Below are 16,174 nucleotides of genomic sequence, written 5' to 3' on the forward strand. Positions count from 1 at the left end.
CAATAAAATCAATGGTTTACAAACAACCTTAAAAACTTGGGGTTCTTGCTATTTTTTAAGTTAAATAGCTGTTATAAATAATTTTTTAGCTTTAAACTTACTGTTCACTGCCACATAGGCAGCTTAGAAAGCTTGAAAAAGTTGTGAACGTTACTCTGCCTACTTCACTGCCACATAGGCAGCTTAGAAACCCAGCGCCATCTTTAATTGATTGGGTTAGTTGTTCACTGCCACATAGGCAGCTTCAAATACAAAAAAGCCCCAGCAAATTGCTGGGGCTTTAACGACGTTTAAATCGCTCTTATTTGGGTTCGATTGGATTAAAGGGTGCGATCACATCGGCATTTTGTGCACGGTTACGCATAAAATGGTCCATCAATACAATTGCAAGCATGCCTTCCGCGATGGGTGTCGCTCGTACACCAACACAAGGATCATGACGACCTTTGGTCAGTACATCGGTATCCTCACCATCAATGTTAATGGTCTTGCCCGGTGTGGTAATACTCGCTGTTGGTTTCAAAGCAATCGCCACACGAATGGTTTGGCCTGAAGAAATCCCACCTAAAATCCCACCGGCATGATTGGCCAAGAAGCCATCACCGCTCAATTCATCACGGCTGCTGTGTCCAAATTGTTCAGCGACTGCAAAGCCATCCCCAATTTCAACACCTTTAACCGCATTAATACTCATCATGGCATGGGCAATATCGGCATCAAGACGATCGAATACCGGTTCACCCCAACCCACTGGGACATTTTCAGCTAAGATTTCAAGCTTAGCACCACAACTGGTGCCTTGTTCACGCAATGAAGTCACTAAGGCTTCAAAGCGAGGTACCGCATTGAGATCACCGCAGAAAAATGGATTATTCGGCACTTCATTCCAATCGAGGGTTTGTGCTTGTTCGTTGCCAATTTGAGTGACATGACCGCGAATCACAATACCAAACTTTTCGGCAAGATACTTTTTAGCAATCGCACCCGCAGCCACACGCATCGCGGTTTCACGCGCACTCGAACGACCACCACCACGGTAATCACGGAAACCATATTTATGCGTATAGGTATAATCGGCATGACCCGGACGGAACGTCTGTGCAATGTTGCCATAATCTTTGGATTTTTGGTCGGTATTGCGGATCAGCAAACCGATTGAAGTCCCAGTGGTTTTACCTTCAAAAACCCCAGAAATAATTTCGACCTGATCGGGCTCTTTGCGTTGGGTAGCAAATTTTGAAGTGCCCGGTTTACGGCGATCTAAATCGTGTTGTAAGTCTTGTTCGCTCAGTTGCAAACCGGGTGGGACGCCATCCACAATGGCCATGAGCCCAGCACCATGAGACTCACCGCAGGTCGTAACACGAAAAAGTTGTCCGATACTATTGCCAGCCATGTAGATGATTCCTTATACGTTTTGAAGTGATTGAATGAAGACATCACGGTATTGACGGCACTGTGCAGCGGTCAAAGCAAAAATACCTGAACCGCCTTTTTGGAATTGCAACCAGTGCATATCCACGGTGTTAAAGTTTTGCTTCATTGCCCATTCAGAGTTGCCGACTTCAATCACGATTAAGCCATCTTCAGTCAAATAATCAGCCGCTTGCGCCAACATTTTACGCACCAAGTCGAGTCCATCTTGACCCGCAGCCAATGCCAGTTCAGGCTCATGCAAGAATTCTTGTGGCAAATCTGCCATGTCTTCTGCATCAACATACGGTGGGTTGGTCACGATCAAATCATATTGATTTTCAGCAGGGATTTTTTCAAACAAATCCGATTCCATTAATGCAACTTGATATTGCATATTGTGGTGTTCGCTATTGATTGAGGCGACTTCTAAGGCTTCTTTGGAAATATCTGTTGCATCGACTTCCGATTCTGGGAAAGCATAGGCCAAGGCAATCGCGATACAGCCCGAACCGGTACACATATCTAAAATACGGCGTGGGGTAATCGCTAGTGGGTTTTCAGGTAGCGCATTTAATGCAGCACGCATTTGCCCTTGTTCATCGAGGAAGTACGGTGCAAAACGTTGCTCAATTAATTCGGCAATCGGTGAGCGTGGGATGAGCACACGTTCATCTACATAAAAAGGTTTGTTGGCGAAATAAGCCAAATTGAGTAAATATGAGGTTGGAATCTTCTCGTTCACACGACGCACCAAGAGTTCCAAGAATTCTGCTTTTTCACTTGGCAACAATTTAGCATCTAAGATTTCAGGATTTGCACTCCAATCAAGCGAGAGAGTTTGCAATACCAATGCTGAACTTTCAGCAAAAAAATCTTCGGTTCCTTGACCTAAGTGGGCATCATATTGACGTAATGCTGACACACCAAAGCGAATAAAATCGCGAATCGTGCTTAAGTTTTCAGCTGCTTCCTGTATTTGTTCAGGGGAGATAGTCATTTGATCCACTAAAGGCGCCTCCAAGGGGCAAGTCGTTTAAAAGACGCTATCATACCCTGTTTTTATTGTTTTTTTAACGGCATTGACGCAGTGTTATTGCAGAATATTGAATCATTTCGCGCTTAAGATCTGATTCACGACAGATAATCAGCAACAGTGCTGATTTTTTATACCAAAAAACATTTTCCAATCCCAATCGCGCTTATACGTGCGGTAAAGCCCCGAATATTTTTTCTGATTCTGTAGCTGCAATACACGCGAACGTATAATCGCGCTCCCCATGCAATTTAATCTGTGTAAATCACAAGGGCTCGGCTAAGTTTTTCACGTTTGTAGTCAGCCAAACCGATTAAACCCAAAGGTTTAATCGTGTTTCTAAGTGGCCGTTCATGTATGTGATCAAATACCCTTATTTGACTTTGAAAAAATGCTTTTCCGTCACCAGTTTAACTCGGATATTTCGATATAAATGATGTTTGCCATCCCCTGATTTACTCACCAGCATAAAAAATTCATCTGCATCGACCAATCGTGCATAGGTCTTGAAACCAAACTCAAGTTTTTCAGGCACCTTTCCTGCTGCGATATGTGCGTCAATTAGTTGATTAATTTTCTTGGTATCTAGATCATTCATATGCTTAAAATCAATTGCTTAGATAGAATCCTGTTTGTAACATGCAATGTTTACATTTTTATTAAACTTGGCTCTCAGCTGCAGAATCAGGTTGAAAGACTGCGCTTTTTTGATATTTGAGGATATTATTGCTTCACTTCGAATGGATGCACTGCTGAGTTGGGCTTTTTGAATCAATCGCAACTCCTGCTGTATTAACGGCATTGCATCATCGCCAAGCACACGGCATCATATACTCGAAGCTTTTGAAATAAGGACGGCAGATGAGTTATAAGCACAATGATTTACACGCAATTCGTCAAAACTATTGGCAAGATGAACAGTCCGACAAAGTGCAAACTGAAAAACAGTATTTTCAACAACTTTTAACCACACATGGCATTTTTCAAAGCGCAACACTTGAAGATGCAAAGTATTTGTTTTTCACCTTGCCCAGCATCATCATTGTGAAAGGCTATGCACTCGGCTTTATGAGCAATTTGGTGAATGAGATGCTGACTGATCATATTGTCACGCACAAAACTGAATTGTCTCAACGTAAAGTCCTTAAAATTAAATACCGTCTCTAAACATTTAACAAATGACTGCCTAATTTGATTAGGCTGGTTTATGTGAACGATTAGATTAAACTTTTTTTATACGTGCATACGCTGTAATATTCACTACAATGACTTATCTGCACGCTTGCCCAAAGGATTTAATGTTCATGTCAGATCAGAACGATAAGCTTAAACAGTTAAAAACCTCTTCAATGGATCGACGCTTCTCAATCGCCAAAGCCTCTTTACTTGCAGGGACACGTTGGGCAGCATCAAATGCAAGTACGTTATTCTCAAGCGAAGAAGAAAAAGAAAGAAAACGTAAAAAAGCCATGAAAGAGCAAGCTGAATACCTGGTCGCAGAAATTGGCAAACTTAAAGGTTCAATCGTCAAAATCGGTCAAATGATGGCGCTCTACGGCGAACATTTTTTACCCGTAGAAATCACCCAAGCATTAAATACCTTGAACAATCAAACAGTAGCTTTGGCATGGCCTGCGATTAAGCAGCATTTGGCGCTGCAACTTGGCTCAAAACTTGATGAACTCACCATTGATCATGAACCGATTGGTACAGCATCTCTCGCACAAGTACATCGCGCTACACGTAAATCGGATGGCTTAGAACTGGTGCTAAAAATTCAATATCCAGGCGTTGCAGAAGCCATCGATTCGGACATGAGCTTGTTTAAAAACATGCTCAAACTCACCCGTATGGTGCCGCAAACCCGTGAATTTGATCAGTGGTTTGATGAAGTGCGTGAAATGATGCATCGTGAAGTGGATTATGCGGTTGAAGCAGCAACCACGCGACGTTTTGCTGAGCGTTTACAAGATGATGAGCGCTATGTAGTCCCCGAGATTGTCGATTACTTCTGTAGTGATCGGGTGTTGTGCATGACCTTTGAACGTGGTGTCCCGATTAACAGCCCAGTGATGTTGTCTCTGCCGCAGGATCGTCGTAATCGCCTAGGTGAAGCTTCGCTGGAAATTGCAGTTCGTGAAATTTTTGAATGGGGCGAAATGCAAACCGACCCGAACTTTGGTAACTACCTGGTTCGACTCGGTGATGGTCAAGCACAGGTCGATAAAATCGTGCTACTCGATTTCGGTGCGATTCGCCAGTTTGATCAACAGTTGTTACGTGTTGCGCGTCAGCTCATTACCGCAGGCTACAATCACAATATCGATCAAATGGTGGATGCCATGACTGATTATCCATTTTTTGAAGGGATGCCTGCCAGTATTAAACCAGACATGGCCAAAGTATTCTTATTGGCAACTGAAGCGTTTAGTAGCATTGAAAACAACCCAGATTTACCACCAGGCGTGATGGATGCACATCAGCGCTATGACTGGAAAAAAAGTCAATTACATAGCCGAGTGATGCAACGTGCCTCTAAGTCAATGGCCTCGCGTTATTTCAGTATTCCACCGAAAGAATTTATGTTTATTAGCCGTAAGTTTATCGGGGCTTATACCTTTATGACCGTAATTGAAGCCAAAACCAATGTACGTAAAATGATCACACCCTTTATCTAAATCCTGTCCATTTTTTTAAACACTTGGCTAACTTGATGAAAATTTATAATTTACGTCAGCTTAGCCAATTGATCGTTTTTCCAACTCAATCAATATATAAAAATAACGATAATTCAAGCGACTGATCTCTCCCTCGCCATTCTTCTACACGCAAACTTTGTTCAATCTACATGTCAGTGCCGACATAGTTTTTTTGATTTTCTCGTGTCAGCATGATGATCGAATGACAGGATGATCAGGACAATAAGATGAATAAAATGGCAAACCAAGCCCAAGGTTGGAGCTTAGCACTACTCACAAAAATTGCAGGAAGCCAACTGATTGATCAACTCAAACTGAGAAAGTGGCTGGAAAAATCACTCTATCAAAGTGCCAAGCACAGTTTTAAGACACTCTCTCAAACTCAAAAAATTTTTCAATCACAACCGCAGCTCAAACAACAACGCTTAGCAAATCAAAAAAAAGACTTGTTTGATCTTCATTTAACCGAAGATCAGCAAATGACCTGTGATGCGCTCGGACAATTTGCAACCGAGGTACTCTACCCGCTGGCACGGGATGCCGATCAACATGAGAAATTCCCAGATGTCCTTTGGCAACATTGCAGCGATTTAGGTTTACATGACTATGCCCTCACCGAAGCTTTGGGTGGTGTGGCCACTGAAAAAAATATGCTCAGCAATGTGCTGATTGCAGAACAATTGGCACGTGGCGATTTTAGCCTTGCAGCCGGATTGCTCAGCAGTTTTAGTGTGATCAACTGTATTAGCCAATGGGGTTCAGCACAGGTGCAAGCCGATTTCTTGCCCGCCTTTGCCACACAAACTGATTTACGTGCCAGTTTTGCTGTGCAAGAAAACACCTCAGGCTTTAATCCGATGCAACTCAAAACCCAAGCCAGCATCAATCATCTCGGTGAAATTCAACTTCAGGGTGAAAAAACCTTGGTGCTTTTGGGCGAAACTGCCGATGTATTGATTGTGAGTGCCGAGTTCAACGCGCAACCCGATGTATTTGTGGTCAAACGTGATAACAGCATCCGCTGCAAAAAGTCACCGGCCATGGGACTTAAAGCCACAGAAACAGTGATGCTATATTTTGATCACACCCCTGCTCAGCGTTTAGGTGATCATGATTTTAATTATGCTGCCTTTCTGGATTTAGGCAGTTTGATGTGGTGTGCTTTAGCAGTAGGCAGCTGTGAAGCCGTTAAAAAATATTGTATTGAATATGCCAATCAACGGCATGCCTTTGGAGAACCGATTTCTCACCGTCAAAGCATCGCCTTTATGATTGCCGATATGGCAATTGAAATTGAAGCCATGCGCTTGTTGCTGTTTCAAGCTGCCAGTCTCGCAGAAGCAGGACAAGCCTTTCATCGTGAAGCCTATTTAGCACGACTGCTCTGTGCAGAAAAAGCCATGAAAATTGGGACAGATGGGGTGCAAATCTTAGGGGGGCACGGCTATACCAAAGAACATCCCGTGGAACGTTGGTATCGGGATTTACGCGCCATCGCGATTTTACATTCTGGCTTACACGCTTAAGTGAAACACCAGCATTAAAAATAATAAGGACGATTCAACATGAATCTACAACAACCGAAAAAATTCCAATTACTGCTCGATCAGGCCCACCAAGCTGCGCGTCACGTGCTGCGCCCAATTTCCCGTAAATACGATAAAACCGAACATGCCTATCCCATCGAACTCGATATGTTCGCCTCCCTTATCGATGGCATGAATGACAGTGGTGATGACCAAAATGCAGGTGCGGCTGTAGGCAAATCGGATACCCAAGATTCAGCCAATAAAAATGGTGTCAATATGGCCACCGCATTAAGTATTATCGAAATGTGTTATGGCGATACCGCTTTATTACTCAGCATGCCGCGTCAAGGCTTGGGCAACTCAGCCATAGCAGCCGTTGCGAACGAAGAGCAACGCTTGCGCTTTAAAAACATCTGGGCAGCGATGGCGATTACTGAACCGCAGTGCGGCTCAGACTCGGCATCAATACGTACCACAGCCACCCGAGATGGCGATGATTATATTCTGAATGGCGAAAAAATATTTGTGACCTCAGGTCAACGTGCAGACGCCATTGTGGTCTGGGCGACACTCGACCCCAAACTCGGACGTGCTGCGATTAAATCCTTTGTGGTACTGAAAGAAACCGCGGGAATGACCGTTGAACGCTTAGAACATAAGCTTGGGATTAAGGCCTCCGATACCGCCACGATTCGTCTGATCGACTGCCGCGTCCCAGCCAAAAACTTATTGGGGAATGCTGATATTGAAGTCAGCAAAGGCTTTGCCGGTGTAATGCAGACTTTTGACAATACTCGTCCCTTGGTCGCAGCCATGGCGATTGGCTGTGCCAAAGCATCCCTTGAGCGCATTCAAGAAATTTTCAAAGATCAGCTCGATGCCAACTATGCCACTCCCTATTTGCACTGTTCGCATTTGGCCGCACAGATTTATCGGATGCAAGCCGAATGGGAAGCAGCACGGTTATTGACGCTCAAAGCAGCATGGATGGCTGACAATAACCAACCCAATTCCCGTGAGGCGTCTATCGCCAAAGCCAAAGCAGGCCGCATTGCGAATGAAATCACACTGAAATGCGTCGAACTGGCAGGCAGTCTGGGCTATAACGAAGATGAATTACTTGAAAAATGGGCACGTGACTCTAAAATTTTAGATATTTTTGAAGGCACACAGCAAATTCAACAACTCATCATTGCACGACGTGAATTAGGAAAATCATCAAGTGAATTAAAATAACCACGGAGCAAGAAGCAACAAACTTTTGTTGAAAATCGACCAATATGCATTAGAGCTCTTTCATCATTTTTATAGGTCCTGTGATTTTCTCCTCAAAACAGGAATTAAAACGACTTATGCAAGAGCGCTATTGCAAAGAATTCTGTTTTTGCTATAAATAACAGCCTCTTGTTTTAATGTTTGTGTTTTATCCATATGTATCAACTTCGCCCACTCCAAGCGCAAGACAATGCGCAGATCGCGCAAATTATCCGTGATGTTTCTAAAGAATATGGTCTTGCAGCCGAATCTGGCTTTGCCGTTGCAGATCCCATTTTAGATGACCTCTATGCGGTTTACGACCAACCTCATGCACAGTACTGGGTCGTCGAAAATCAACATGGTCAGATTTTTGGTGGTGGTGGACTTTCCCCTTTGGCCGGTGATGCAACCATTTTAGAAATTCAGAAAATGTATTTCCGACCTGAATTACGTGGACTCGGCTTTGCCAAGAAAATCTTAGACCAAGCCTTTGCCTTTACCGCACAACATGGCTTTCAAGCCTGCTATTTAGAGACGACGGCATCTTTATGGCAAGCGGTCAAGCTCTATGAAAAGCTTGGTTTTGAACATCTAAATGTCCCCAAAGGCCATACCGGACATAGCCATGCCTGTGAAATCTGGATGCTAAAAACGGTATAATCGGTGAATTGCGGGCGGCTCTAATCGCCCTCCCCATTAAACTTTCAGCAGAAATCCGAGTAAGGCAAAAACCAAAAAGCAAGCAGCGGACAAATAATATAAATAAGCTGCTTGGCACTTTAACCAATCGATCCATGCCGCTCGACTCAAAAGTTTCAGCAGGCCTAAATTCCAAGCCAACACCACCGCCAACATCCATATGCAAATCAACACATGCTGCCAAACAGAAAATTGGCTGTAGACCAAGACAATCAAACTGCTATAAAACAAAATATTCTTCGGATTAAGTAAACTCGATTGCAAACCTAAGCCCAAATATTTGAGTGAGGAATTGAATAGCGTGCTGCGAGTCTCGGTTGAGATCGTCACTACAAAAGGTTGCCGTGCGGCGTTAAAACATCGGATAGCCAAGTACAGCAAATACCCTGCCCCCAAATACTGCACATAATGCAATATATTGGCATCGAGTTTTCCCAGCATCAACATGCAGCTATAGACCAATATTAAAATCAGTGCATTGCCCAAGGCAATACCAATACAAACCCACGTCGCAGCACGGCGATCATTGCTCAATAAGCTGGTGAGGAGTAAGAAAAAATCGGGCCCCGGTGAAAGCAGCGCAATAAAATGCGTCAACGCAATCATCAAAAAAATATCCATTGCTAGTTCCTGTTCAATACAGGTGGACTATAGATAAATGCGAATACGCGGGTCTTGTATTAAATTGCAGCCTTGAATTTTTGTTGATATTGTTTGGGTGTCACACCGGTGTGACCTTTGAAAACGCGATGAAAATGACTTTGATCACTAAAACCCAAGTCATAGGCCACCGTTAAAATAGACTGGCCTTGTTTTAACTGTTCGCGTGCTTGGTGAATATTTAAATTTAATTGATAGGCATGCGGGGTAAATCCCAAATAATGCTTAAACAAACGAATTACCGCAAAACGACTGAGTTCAACCTGTGCAGCCAGTTGCGCCAACGTTAAGATTTCGTCATGACTCGCAATATAATCCAACAGACACGCCATTTTGTCGTGTTCAGTCTTGCTATAGCGAGTTTTTTGCCAAATAAAAGCAGGCAATAAGATCTGGGTTAATCCCTCAATCAGTACTTGTTCTTTCTCAGCAATGGTTTGCTCAAGTGAAAATAAAGTTTGATTCATGCGCGTAAACGCGGCATATAGCTGCGGTGTATTCAAAATGCGTGGGGTAAATTGCGGAATTAAATATTGTAAAGCTTGGCCGGTACTTTCTTGCAACAATGTTGAAAGCCAATCGAGCTGCAAATGCATCATTTGATAACTCCATGGCTGTCCTGGCATGGGATTACACGAATGTTCAACATGGGCTGGAATACAAACCAAGCTGCCGCTTTGAATGGTTTGCGCAGCACTTAAATAACTACTAAATTGGCTTTGTCCTTGATCGACTGCGCCAATTGAAAAGGTTGGATGGCTATGTGCCTGATAACAAACCCGACTCTGGCAAGCCTGACGCGTCTCGACATAAGGCATACGTTGATCATGCCAAAATCTCGCTTCAAGCTGAGCAGGTGTTTGGCCAAGTGCCATCCAGATATCCTTTAAACTTTAACCAAAGAAATTATTGAAATAAAAATAAGCCTGCTGAGCCTCAGGCCTGTGCTAAAGCATTTTCAATATCTTGCTCAATGCTTTCTGGCTTGGTGGTTGGTGCATAACGCTGAATCACCTCACCTTGCTGATTAATCAAAAACTTGGTGAAGTTCCATTTAATGCCATTGCCCAATATTCCTTTACTGTGATTGGTTAAGTAGCGAAAGAGAATATGTGCTTCCGGCCCTTTCACATCGACTTTGGCAAACATTGGAAAAGACACGCCATAGTTTTTCTGACAAAATGCCCCGATTTCTTCATGACTGCCCGGATCTTGGCCACCAAACTGATTGCATGGAAAGCCAAGCACTTCAAAACCTTGCGCATGATATTTTTGGTAGAGCTTTTCCAGACCAGAAAATTGTGGGGTAAAACCACATTTACTGGCAGTATTTACAATGAGTAGAACTTTTCCCTGATAATCAGAAAATGCTTGGTTCTTCCCATCCAGTAATTCAGCTTCATACTGATAAATATTACTCATGGATAGGTGTCCTCATCGCTCTTTTCTTGGGTTACCAAGTCTAATGAGGCTGAGTTGATGCAATAGCGAAGGCCTGTTGGTTGTGGACCATCTTCAAACACATGCCCCAAATGTGCATCACAATGATGACATGTCACTTCAGTCCGCGTCATGCCATGTGTTTGGTCATCGTGTTCTTCAATTACGGTTGGATTGGCTGGTTTGAAAAAACTCGGCCAACCACAGCCACTATCAAATTTGGTCTCTGAAAGGAACAAGGCCGTTCCGCAACAGCGACATAAATAGGTACCTGCTTGTTTGGTATTCCAATATTTGCCAGTAAACGCGGCTTCAGTCCCCTTTTGGCGCGTAATCCTAAATTCCTCTGGTGATAACTCTCTTTGCCATTCTCGGTCTGTTTTATTGAGTTTTCCCATGATTAACTCCTTTAAATATTTAACATTCGGTGTCATGCTTCATGACAATCATATTTACGCTAGAACGTTATAAAATCCTAGCAAAATTTGAACATAGATTGTGATATTTCAGTAATCTATATACTTTTTAACTTAATCACTAACTCACTCACATTGGATGGCAATATGTCCGGTTTAGGTTTTACATTACCACGCGAAATTAAAAAATCATCAAAGCTCGAGCATGTATGCTACGACATTCGCGGACCAGTATTACGAGCCGCCAACGAAATGGAAGAAGCCGGACATAAAATTATTAAATTAAATATCGGCAATCCAGCACCTTTCGGCTTCGAAGCACCACAAGAAATTATTAATGATGTGGCACTCAACCTGCCCAATGCCATTGGTTATACCGATTCAAAAGGGATTTTTCCAGCACGTAAAGCGGTTTGTCAGTATTACCAACAAAAAGGTATTCTCGATTTATCGGTCAAAGATGTGTATATCGGCAATGGTGTTTCTGAGCTGATCGTGATGGCCATGCAAGGTCTACTCGATGATGGCGATGAAATGTTGGTCCCAATGCCAGATTATCCACTTTGGACGGCTGCGGTAAATCTTTCTGGCGGTACCGCAATTCACTATAAATGTGATGAAGAAAATTATTGGTACCCCGATATTGCCGATATGGAAAGTAAAATCACGCCAAATACTCGCGGCATCGTGATTATCAATCCAAACAACCCAACAGGTTCAGTCTATCCACGCCATGTACTTGAAAAAATCGTACAACTGTCAAAAAAATACGACCTGATTTTATTTGCTGACGAAATTTACGACAAAATTATTTACGATGGTATTGAACAAGTTTCTGTTGCAACGCTCGCAGGTGATCAACTGTGTATCACCTTTAATGGTCTATCGAAATCACATCGTATTGCTGGCTTCCGTTCTGGCTGGATGGCTATTACCGGTGACAAAACCCGTGCAGAAGATTATATCGAAGGCTTAGACATGTTGGCATCTATGCGTCTGTGTGCCAATCATCAAGCGCAATACGCCATTCAAACGGCTCTAGGTGGCTACCAGTCAATTAACGACCTCATTCGTCCAGGTGGTCGTTTATATGAACAACGCAATATCGCATGGGAAATGCTCAATGAAATCCCTGGGGTGACTTGCGTTAAACCAGAAGGTGCCATGTACTGCTTCCCGCGCCTCGATCCTGAAATGTACCCAATTAACGACGATGAAAAATTCATGCTCGATTTTCTCAAAGCTGAAAAAGTCTTATTGGTCCAAGGCACAGGCTTTAACTGGCCAACACCCGATCATTTCCGTTTGGTATTCTTGCCGGCAGAAAATGAACTGCGTGAAGCCATTACCCGTCTAGGTCGTTTCTTGCAAAAAATGCGTTAAATTACTTGGGTACGCATTGTGTTTTTTGGCGCTTGGTTGAGAAAAATCAAGCTTCAAAAAAAAACCAGCGCATTCAGCGCTGGTTTTTTAATGCCTTAAATTTTAATCGAACTTACCAACTAAAACCAACGCCTGCACCACCTGAACTTTCATCGTCTGTAAATGCACCACCGAAGTTGAGACTCACTGTGATATTTCAAAAACTTATAGAATTATTTTGCGACACAAGATAGCTTTTCGTAAAATAGTTTGATATATATCTCTCTTTTGCAAAAATTAAATCCTCTGCCCATCAATTGAAAAAATCACATGCCTATTACCATTTTCAGATGGCTATAGCCAAGCATAGCTGTTTTATATTATTTTGAATTTGTGTATGTTTTTTTTTGCACTAGAAATAAACAATATGACAATTAAAGGATTAAATAATGAAGCATAAAATTGCTGCGCTGACGCTTGCGCTCACCTTCATGACACCCATGTCTGTATGGGCTAAAAACAATGTGGTGGTGGTTGCCACGGGCGGAACGATTGCTGGTGCAGGTGCCAGTTCAACCAATAGTGCCACTTATACCGCAGCCAAAGTTCCAGTCGATGCCTTATTGAATGCCGTGCCTCAAATCCAAAATCTCGCCAATGTCACAGGTATACAAGCGTTACAAGTCGCTTCAGAAAGCATTACCGATAAAGAGCTACTGTCTCTTGCGCGTCAAATTAATGACTTACTTAAAAAACCAGATGTGAACGGTGTGGTGATCACGCATGGTACCGACACCATGGAGGAAACCGCATTCTTTCTTAGTTTAGTGATTCACTCAGATAAACCGATTGTGCTGGTTGGTTCGATGCGACCGTCGACTGCAATGTCTGCGGATGGCCCATTGAACTTATATAGTGCTGTCGCGTTAGCGGCTGATGAATCCGCCAAAGGCAAAGGTGTAATGGTACTCATGAATGATTCCATTTTTGCAGCACGTGATGTGACCAAAACCATTAATATTCATACCAATGCCTTTGCGAGCCAATGGGGGGCTTTGGGCAGTTTGGTGGAGGGTAAAGCGTATTGGTTTAGAAACTCTGCCAAACGTTTCAATAACCGTTCTGAGTTTAATATTGAACAGATTCAAGGTGACAAATTACCATTGGTGCAAATCGTTTATGGCTCAGGCAATATGCTGCCAGATGCTTATGATGCCTACGCCAAAGCTGGTGCCAAAGCGATTATTCATGCAGGGACAGGCAATGGTTCGGTGGCCAACTATATTGTGCCGACCTTAAAGAATTTACAGCAGCAAGGCGTGCAAATTGTACGTGCTTCACGTGTCCCACAAGGTTTTGTATTACGCAATGCCGAACAACCCGATGACCAAAACGGCTGGGTAGTGGCGCATGATTTAAATCCGCAAAAAGCCAAACTTTTAACTGCACTGGCTTTAACCAAAACGACAGATCCAAAACAAATTCAACGCATGTTCTGGGAATATTAATTTTATTTAGTAAAAAATACAGCAGCGAGCATTTTAACTCACTGCTGTATTTCTCTTAAATTAACAGTCTGCATTAATAGTCTGACATTGACTCTTTATACTGTTTAGATTTACGAATGTCTTTTTTCAAACCATAGCCGCCTGTTTCATATAAGCGTGCTAAATCTTCTGCCACTTCTTCATAACCAAGATCAACTGCTGCTTCATAGTATTCAGCGGCGATTTTATAATTTTTGGCAACACCTAAACCATTTTCGTAGAGTTCACCCATATTATAATTGGCATGTGCATTGTCTAATGCAATTGATGCCTTAAAAAGTCGTATGGCTTCTGGATAATCTTGTTTGACACCATTACCATCTTTATAGAATAAGCCTAGATTATTTAAAGCACCTGCATCGTCCTGTGCTGCTGCTAATTTATAATAACGGATCGCTTTTGCGATATCTTGATTGACCGAAATACCCTCATCATAATTATATGCAAGATGATATTGTGCATCACTTAATCCACCATCAGCCGCTTTGGTGAGCAGGGCAATCGATTTCTTCGGATCTTCATCAACACCTTCAGCGCCATTTTCATAAATGATTGCGAGTGCATATTGAGAAAGACCATGACCACGATTGGCTGCTTTGCTATACCATTTGACCGCTTCTACCGCATTTTCATCGACATGTTGGCCTTCGCTATACATATAACCAATTGAATAGATTGCATCTAAATGGCCTTGTGCTGCGGCTTTTTGATACCACTTAAAGGCTTCAGCTTCATCTTCGTCAACCTCATAGCCTTGATAATACGCTTCACCCAAATCATATTGCGCTTGTGCATTACCCTTTTTGGCTTGCGAAACTAGACTTTGGCTAAATACGACCTCTTCCGCTGATACTGCCCCAGAAAATGAAAATGCCAATACCATGGCCAGTGATAAGTTTTTAAGCTTCATAAAATCCCTAAATAGACTTTTAAATTAGAATGATCAGTAAGATATATTATTGATATTTTTTTAGTTTGAATACTGGAATAAACACTTTGTACCGAACAAAATCCAAAATAAATTGAAGGCTTGTACCACGCATTCTAATTTTAATTGCGTTTTTAATACGACCAATCTCTAAGATTGATCGTATTTCTTTAAATGGACTTAATAGCCATTTGCAAATTTTTCGCTATATTGAGTTGATTTACGAATATCTTTTTTCAAACCATACCCCCCTTTTTCATAAATACGGGCCAAGTCTTCAGCAGCTTCCTCAAAACCAAGGTCGAGTGATTTTTCATAATAATTGGCTGCTTCTTGATAGTTTTTAGTCACCCCAAACCCATTTTCATAGAGCTCGCCAATATTAAAATAAGCATGCTCATTGTCTTGTTCAGCAGAAGCTTTAAATAAACGCATCGCCTCAGCATAGTTTTGCTTGACGCCATTGCCATCTTTATAGAACAAGCCCAGATTATTTAAGCCTGCCGCATTATTTTGTGCAGCCGCCAATTGATAATAATGTACCGCTTTACTAATATTTGGCTCTACCGAAATCCCTTCTTCATAGTTATACGCTAAATGATGTTGGGCTTGCGCCAAACCGCCATCAGCTGCTTTGGTAAGCCAATAAATTGATTTTTTGGCATCTTCCGCCACACCATCTTCACCATCTTCATAGACCACGGCCAATTGATATTGGGAAAGCCCATGACCCCGTACTGCAGCTTTGCTATACCATTTTATTGCTTCTTCGCCATTTTCTTCGACAAAATGGCCATCACTATACATACAGCCAATGGAATAAATTGCCTCTAAGTGTCCTTGTGCTGCGGCTTTTTGGTACCATTTATAGGCTTCCTCATTGTCTTCTTCAACGCCATAAGCTTGATAATAAGCCTCAGCTAAATCATATTGCGCCTGTGCATTGCCCTTTTTCGCTTGCGTGACTAGACTTTGGCTGTATTGAACTTCGCTCGCCAACACCGTCCCTGAAAAAGAAAATGCCAACAAAATAGCCAATGATAAATTTTTAAGCTTCATAGCACCCCACAATGGACTTTTAAATTAAATGGATTAATGGCAGCCATATTATTGATAATTTATAAGTTTGAATACACTAAATAGCCAATTACACTACAGATCGGTCTAAAAAGGCAGTTTCACCTGCAT

At 42.4% G+C, this 16,174-nt stretch carries 16 protein-coding genes; 7 read left to right on the forward strand and 9 right to left on the reverse strand.

Annotated features, from left to right (window positions below; genetic code table 11):
* Positions 1-301: 301 nt before the first annotated feature.
* The 3 genes from aroC to FD716_RS09530 all read right to left on the reverse strand — a co-directional run bounded on the left by aroC (position 302) and on the right by FD716_RS09530 (position 3,047).
* The gene (gene aroC / locus FD716_RS09520; protein WP_139852128.1) at positions 302-1,396 is read right to left on the reverse strand and encodes a chorismate synthase; all 1,095 of its coding nucleotides are present in this window, start codon (positions 1,394-1,396) and stop codon (positions 302-304) included.
* A 12-nt stretch (positions 1,397-1,408) separates the two neighbouring features.
* Positions 1,409-2,422 (reverse strand): 50S ribosomal protein L3 N(5)-glutamine methyltransferase, encoded by a 1,014-nt coding sequence (gene prmB, locus FD716_RS09525; protein WP_139852129.1) that lies wholly within the window; start codon positions 2,420-2,422, stop codon positions 1,409-1,411.
* 400 nt (positions 2,423-2,822) lie between these two features.
* Entirely contained in the window at positions 2,823-3,047 is a 225-nt protein-coding gene (locus tag FD716_RS09530; protein WP_139852130.1) for a hypothetical protein, read from the reverse strand.
* A gap of 263 nt (positions 3,048-3,310) precedes the next feature.
* Here FD716_RS09530 and FD716_RS09535 point away from each other — a divergent pair, with 263 nt between their 5' ends.
* The 5 genes from FD716_RS09535 to FD716_RS09555 all read left to right on the forward strand — a co-directional run bounded on the left by FD716_RS09535 (position 3,311) and on the right by FD716_RS09555 (position 8,594).
* Positions 3,311-3,616, forward strand: a complete 306-nt coding sequence (locus tag FD716_RS09535) for a hypothetical protein (protein ID WP_139852131.1) — start codon at positions 3,311-3,313, stop codon at positions 3,614-3,616.
* A 137-nt stretch (positions 3,617-3,753) separates the two neighbouring features.
* On the forward strand, positions 3,754-5,127 hold the full coding sequence (locus FD716_RS09540; RefSeq protein ID WP_139852132.1) for an ABC1 kinase family protein: 1,374 nt from the start codon (positions 3,754-3,756) through the stop codon (positions 5,125-5,127).
* A gap of 248 nt (positions 5,128-5,375) precedes the next feature.
* Positions 5,376-6,674: an acyl-CoA dehydrogenase family protein gene (locus FD716_RS09545; protein ID WP_139852133.1), complete on the forward strand. Its 1,299-nt coding sequence runs from the start codon at positions 5,376-5,378 to the stop codon at positions 6,672-6,674.
* A 39-nt stretch (positions 6,675-6,713) separates the two neighbouring features.
* The gene (locus FD716_RS09550; RefSeq protein ID WP_139852134.1) at positions 6,714-7,913 is read left to right on the forward strand and encodes an acyl-CoA dehydrogenase family protein; all 1,200 of its coding nucleotides are present in this window, start codon (positions 6,714-6,716) and stop codon (positions 7,911-7,913) included.
* 195 nt (positions 7,914-8,108) lie between these two features.
* The gene (locus FD716_RS09555; protein WP_139852135.1) at positions 8,109-8,594 is read left to right on the forward strand and encodes a GNAT family N-acetyltransferase; all 486 of its coding nucleotides are present in this window, start codon (positions 8,109-8,111) and stop codon (positions 8,592-8,594) included.
* Positions 8,595-8,630: 36 nt separating this feature from the next.
* Here FD716_RS09555 and FD716_RS09560 read toward each other — a convergent pair whose 3' ends face one another.
* The 4 genes from FD716_RS09560 to msrB form a co-directional block, all read right to left on the reverse strand.
* Positions 8,631-9,254 (reverse strand): LysE family translocator, encoded by a 624-nt coding sequence (locus FD716_RS09560; RefSeq protein ID WP_139852136.1) that lies wholly within the window; start codon positions 9,252-9,254, stop codon positions 8,631-8,633.
* 59 nt (positions 9,255-9,313) lie between these two features.
* Complete coding sequence (locus tag FD716_RS09565) at positions 9,314-10,168, reverse strand: helix-turn-helix domain-containing protein (protein ID WP_215895461.1); 855 nt, start codon at positions 10,166-10,168, stop codon at positions 9,314-9,316.
* Positions 10,169-10,229: 61 nt separating this feature from the next.
* Positions 10,230-10,715, reverse strand: a complete 486-nt coding sequence (locus FD716_RS09570) for a glutathione peroxidase (RefSeq protein WP_139852137.1) — start codon at positions 10,713-10,715, stop codon at positions 10,230-10,232.
* The gene (gene msrB, locus FD716_RS09575; protein WP_139852138.1) at positions 10,712-11,131 is read right to left on the reverse strand and encodes a peptide-methionine (R)-S-oxide reductase MsrB; all 420 of its coding nucleotides are present in this window, start codon (positions 11,129-11,131) and stop codon (positions 10,712-10,714) included. Before msrB ends, FD716_RS09570 begins: the two co-directional genes overlap by 4 nt.
* Before the next feature lie 165 nt (positions 11,132-11,296).
* Here msrB and FD716_RS09580 point away from each other — a divergent pair, with 165 nt between their 5' ends.
* Together FD716_RS09580 and FD716_RS09585 are read left to right on the forward strand one after the other, a co-directional pair.
* The gene (locus FD716_RS09580; protein ID WP_139852139.1) at positions 11,297-12,532 is read left to right on the forward strand and encodes a pyridoxal phosphate-dependent aminotransferase; all 1,236 of its coding nucleotides are present in this window, start codon (positions 11,297-11,299) and stop codon (positions 12,530-12,532) included.
* Positions 12,533-12,960: 428 nt separating this feature from the next.
* Complete coding sequence (locus tag FD716_RS09585; RefSeq protein WP_139852140.1) at positions 12,961-14,019, forward strand: asparaginase; 1,059 nt, start codon at positions 12,961-12,963, stop codon at positions 14,017-14,019.
* A gap of 73 nt (positions 14,020-14,092) precedes the next feature.
* Here FD716_RS09585 and FD716_RS09590 read toward each other — a convergent pair whose 3' ends face one another.
* Both FD716_RS09590 and FD716_RS09595 read right to left on the reverse strand, forming a co-directional pair.
* Positions 14,093-14,968 (reverse strand): tetratricopeptide repeat protein, encoded by an 876-nt coding sequence (locus tag FD716_RS09590; RefSeq protein WP_139852141.1) that lies wholly within the window; start codon positions 14,966-14,968, stop codon positions 14,093-14,095.
* 198 nt (positions 14,969-15,166) lie between these two features.
* Positions 15,167-16,045, reverse strand: a complete 879-nt coding sequence (locus tag FD716_RS09595; protein WP_139852142.1) for a tetratricopeptide repeat protein — start codon at positions 16,043-16,045, stop codon at positions 15,167-15,169.
* Positions 16,046-16,174 lie beyond the last annotated feature (129 nt).

It is taken from the genome of Acinetobacter pullicarnis (assembly GCF_006352475.1).
GTDB classification, from domain to species: Bacteria; Pseudomonadota; Gammaproteobacteria; order Pseudomonadales; family Moraxellaceae; genus Acinetobacter; species Acinetobacter pullicarnis.

Excerpts from the sequence above, each read along its gene's own strand:
- FD716_RS09530 (WP_139852130.1), bottom strand. The coding sequence starts at position 3,047 with ATGAATGATCTAGATACCAAGAAAATTAATCAACTAATTGACGCACAT.
- FD716_RS09580 (WP_139852139.1), top strand. The coding sequence starts at position 11,297 with ATGTCCGGTTTAGGTTTTACATTACCACGCGAAATTAAAAAATCATCA.
- FD716_RS09555 (WP_139852135.1), top strand. The coding sequence starts at position 8,109 with ATGTATCAACTTCGCCCACTCCAAGCGCAAGACAATGCGCAGATCGCG.
- FD716_RS09550 (WP_139852134.1), top strand. The coding sequence starts at position 6,714 with ATGAATCTACAACAACCGAAAAAATTCCAATTACTGCTCGATCAGGCC.
- aroC (WP_139852128.1), bottom strand. The coding sequence starts at position 1,396 with ATGGCTGGCAATAGTATCGGACAACTTTTTCGTGTTACGACCTGCGGT.
- FD716_RS09595 (WP_139852142.1), bottom strand. The coding sequence starts at position 16,045 with ATGAAGCTTAAAAATTTATCATTGGCTATTTTGTTGGCATTTTCTTTT.
- msrB (WP_139852138.1), bottom strand. The coding sequence starts at position 11,131 with ATGGGAAAACTCAATAAAACAGACCGAGAATGGCAAAGAGAGTTATCA.
- FD716_RS09590 (WP_139852141.1), bottom strand. The coding sequence starts at position 14,968 with ATGAAGCTTAAAAACTTATCACTGGCCATGGTATTGGCATTTTCATTT.
- FD716_RS09545 (WP_139852133.1), top strand. The coding sequence starts at position 5,376 with ATGAATAAAATGGCAAACCAAGCCCAAGGTTGGAGCTTAGCACTACTC.
- FD716_RS09540 (WP_139852132.1), top strand. The coding sequence starts at position 3,754 with ATGTCAGATCAGAACGATAAGCTTAAACAGTTAAAAACCTCTTCAATG.
- FD716_RS09570 (WP_139852137.1), bottom strand. The coding sequence starts at position 10,715 with ATGAGTAATATTTATCAGTATGAAGCTGAATTACTGGATGGGAAGAAC.
- FD716_RS09535 (WP_139852131.1), top strand. The coding sequence starts at position 3,311 with ATGAGTTATAAGCACAATGATTTACACGCAATTCGTCAAAACTATTGG.
- FD716_RS09560 (WP_139852136.1), bottom strand. The coding sequence starts at position 9,254 with ATGGATATTTTTTTGATGATTGCGTTGACGCATTTTATTGCGCTGCTT.
- FD716_RS09565 (WP_215895461.1), bottom strand. The coding sequence starts at position 10,168 with ATGGCACTTGGCCAAACACCTGCTCAGCTTGAAGCGAGATTTTGGCAT.
- FD716_RS09585 (WP_139852140.1), top strand. The coding sequence starts at position 12,961 with ATGAAGCATAAAATTGCTGCGCTGACGCTTGCGCTCACCTTCATGACA.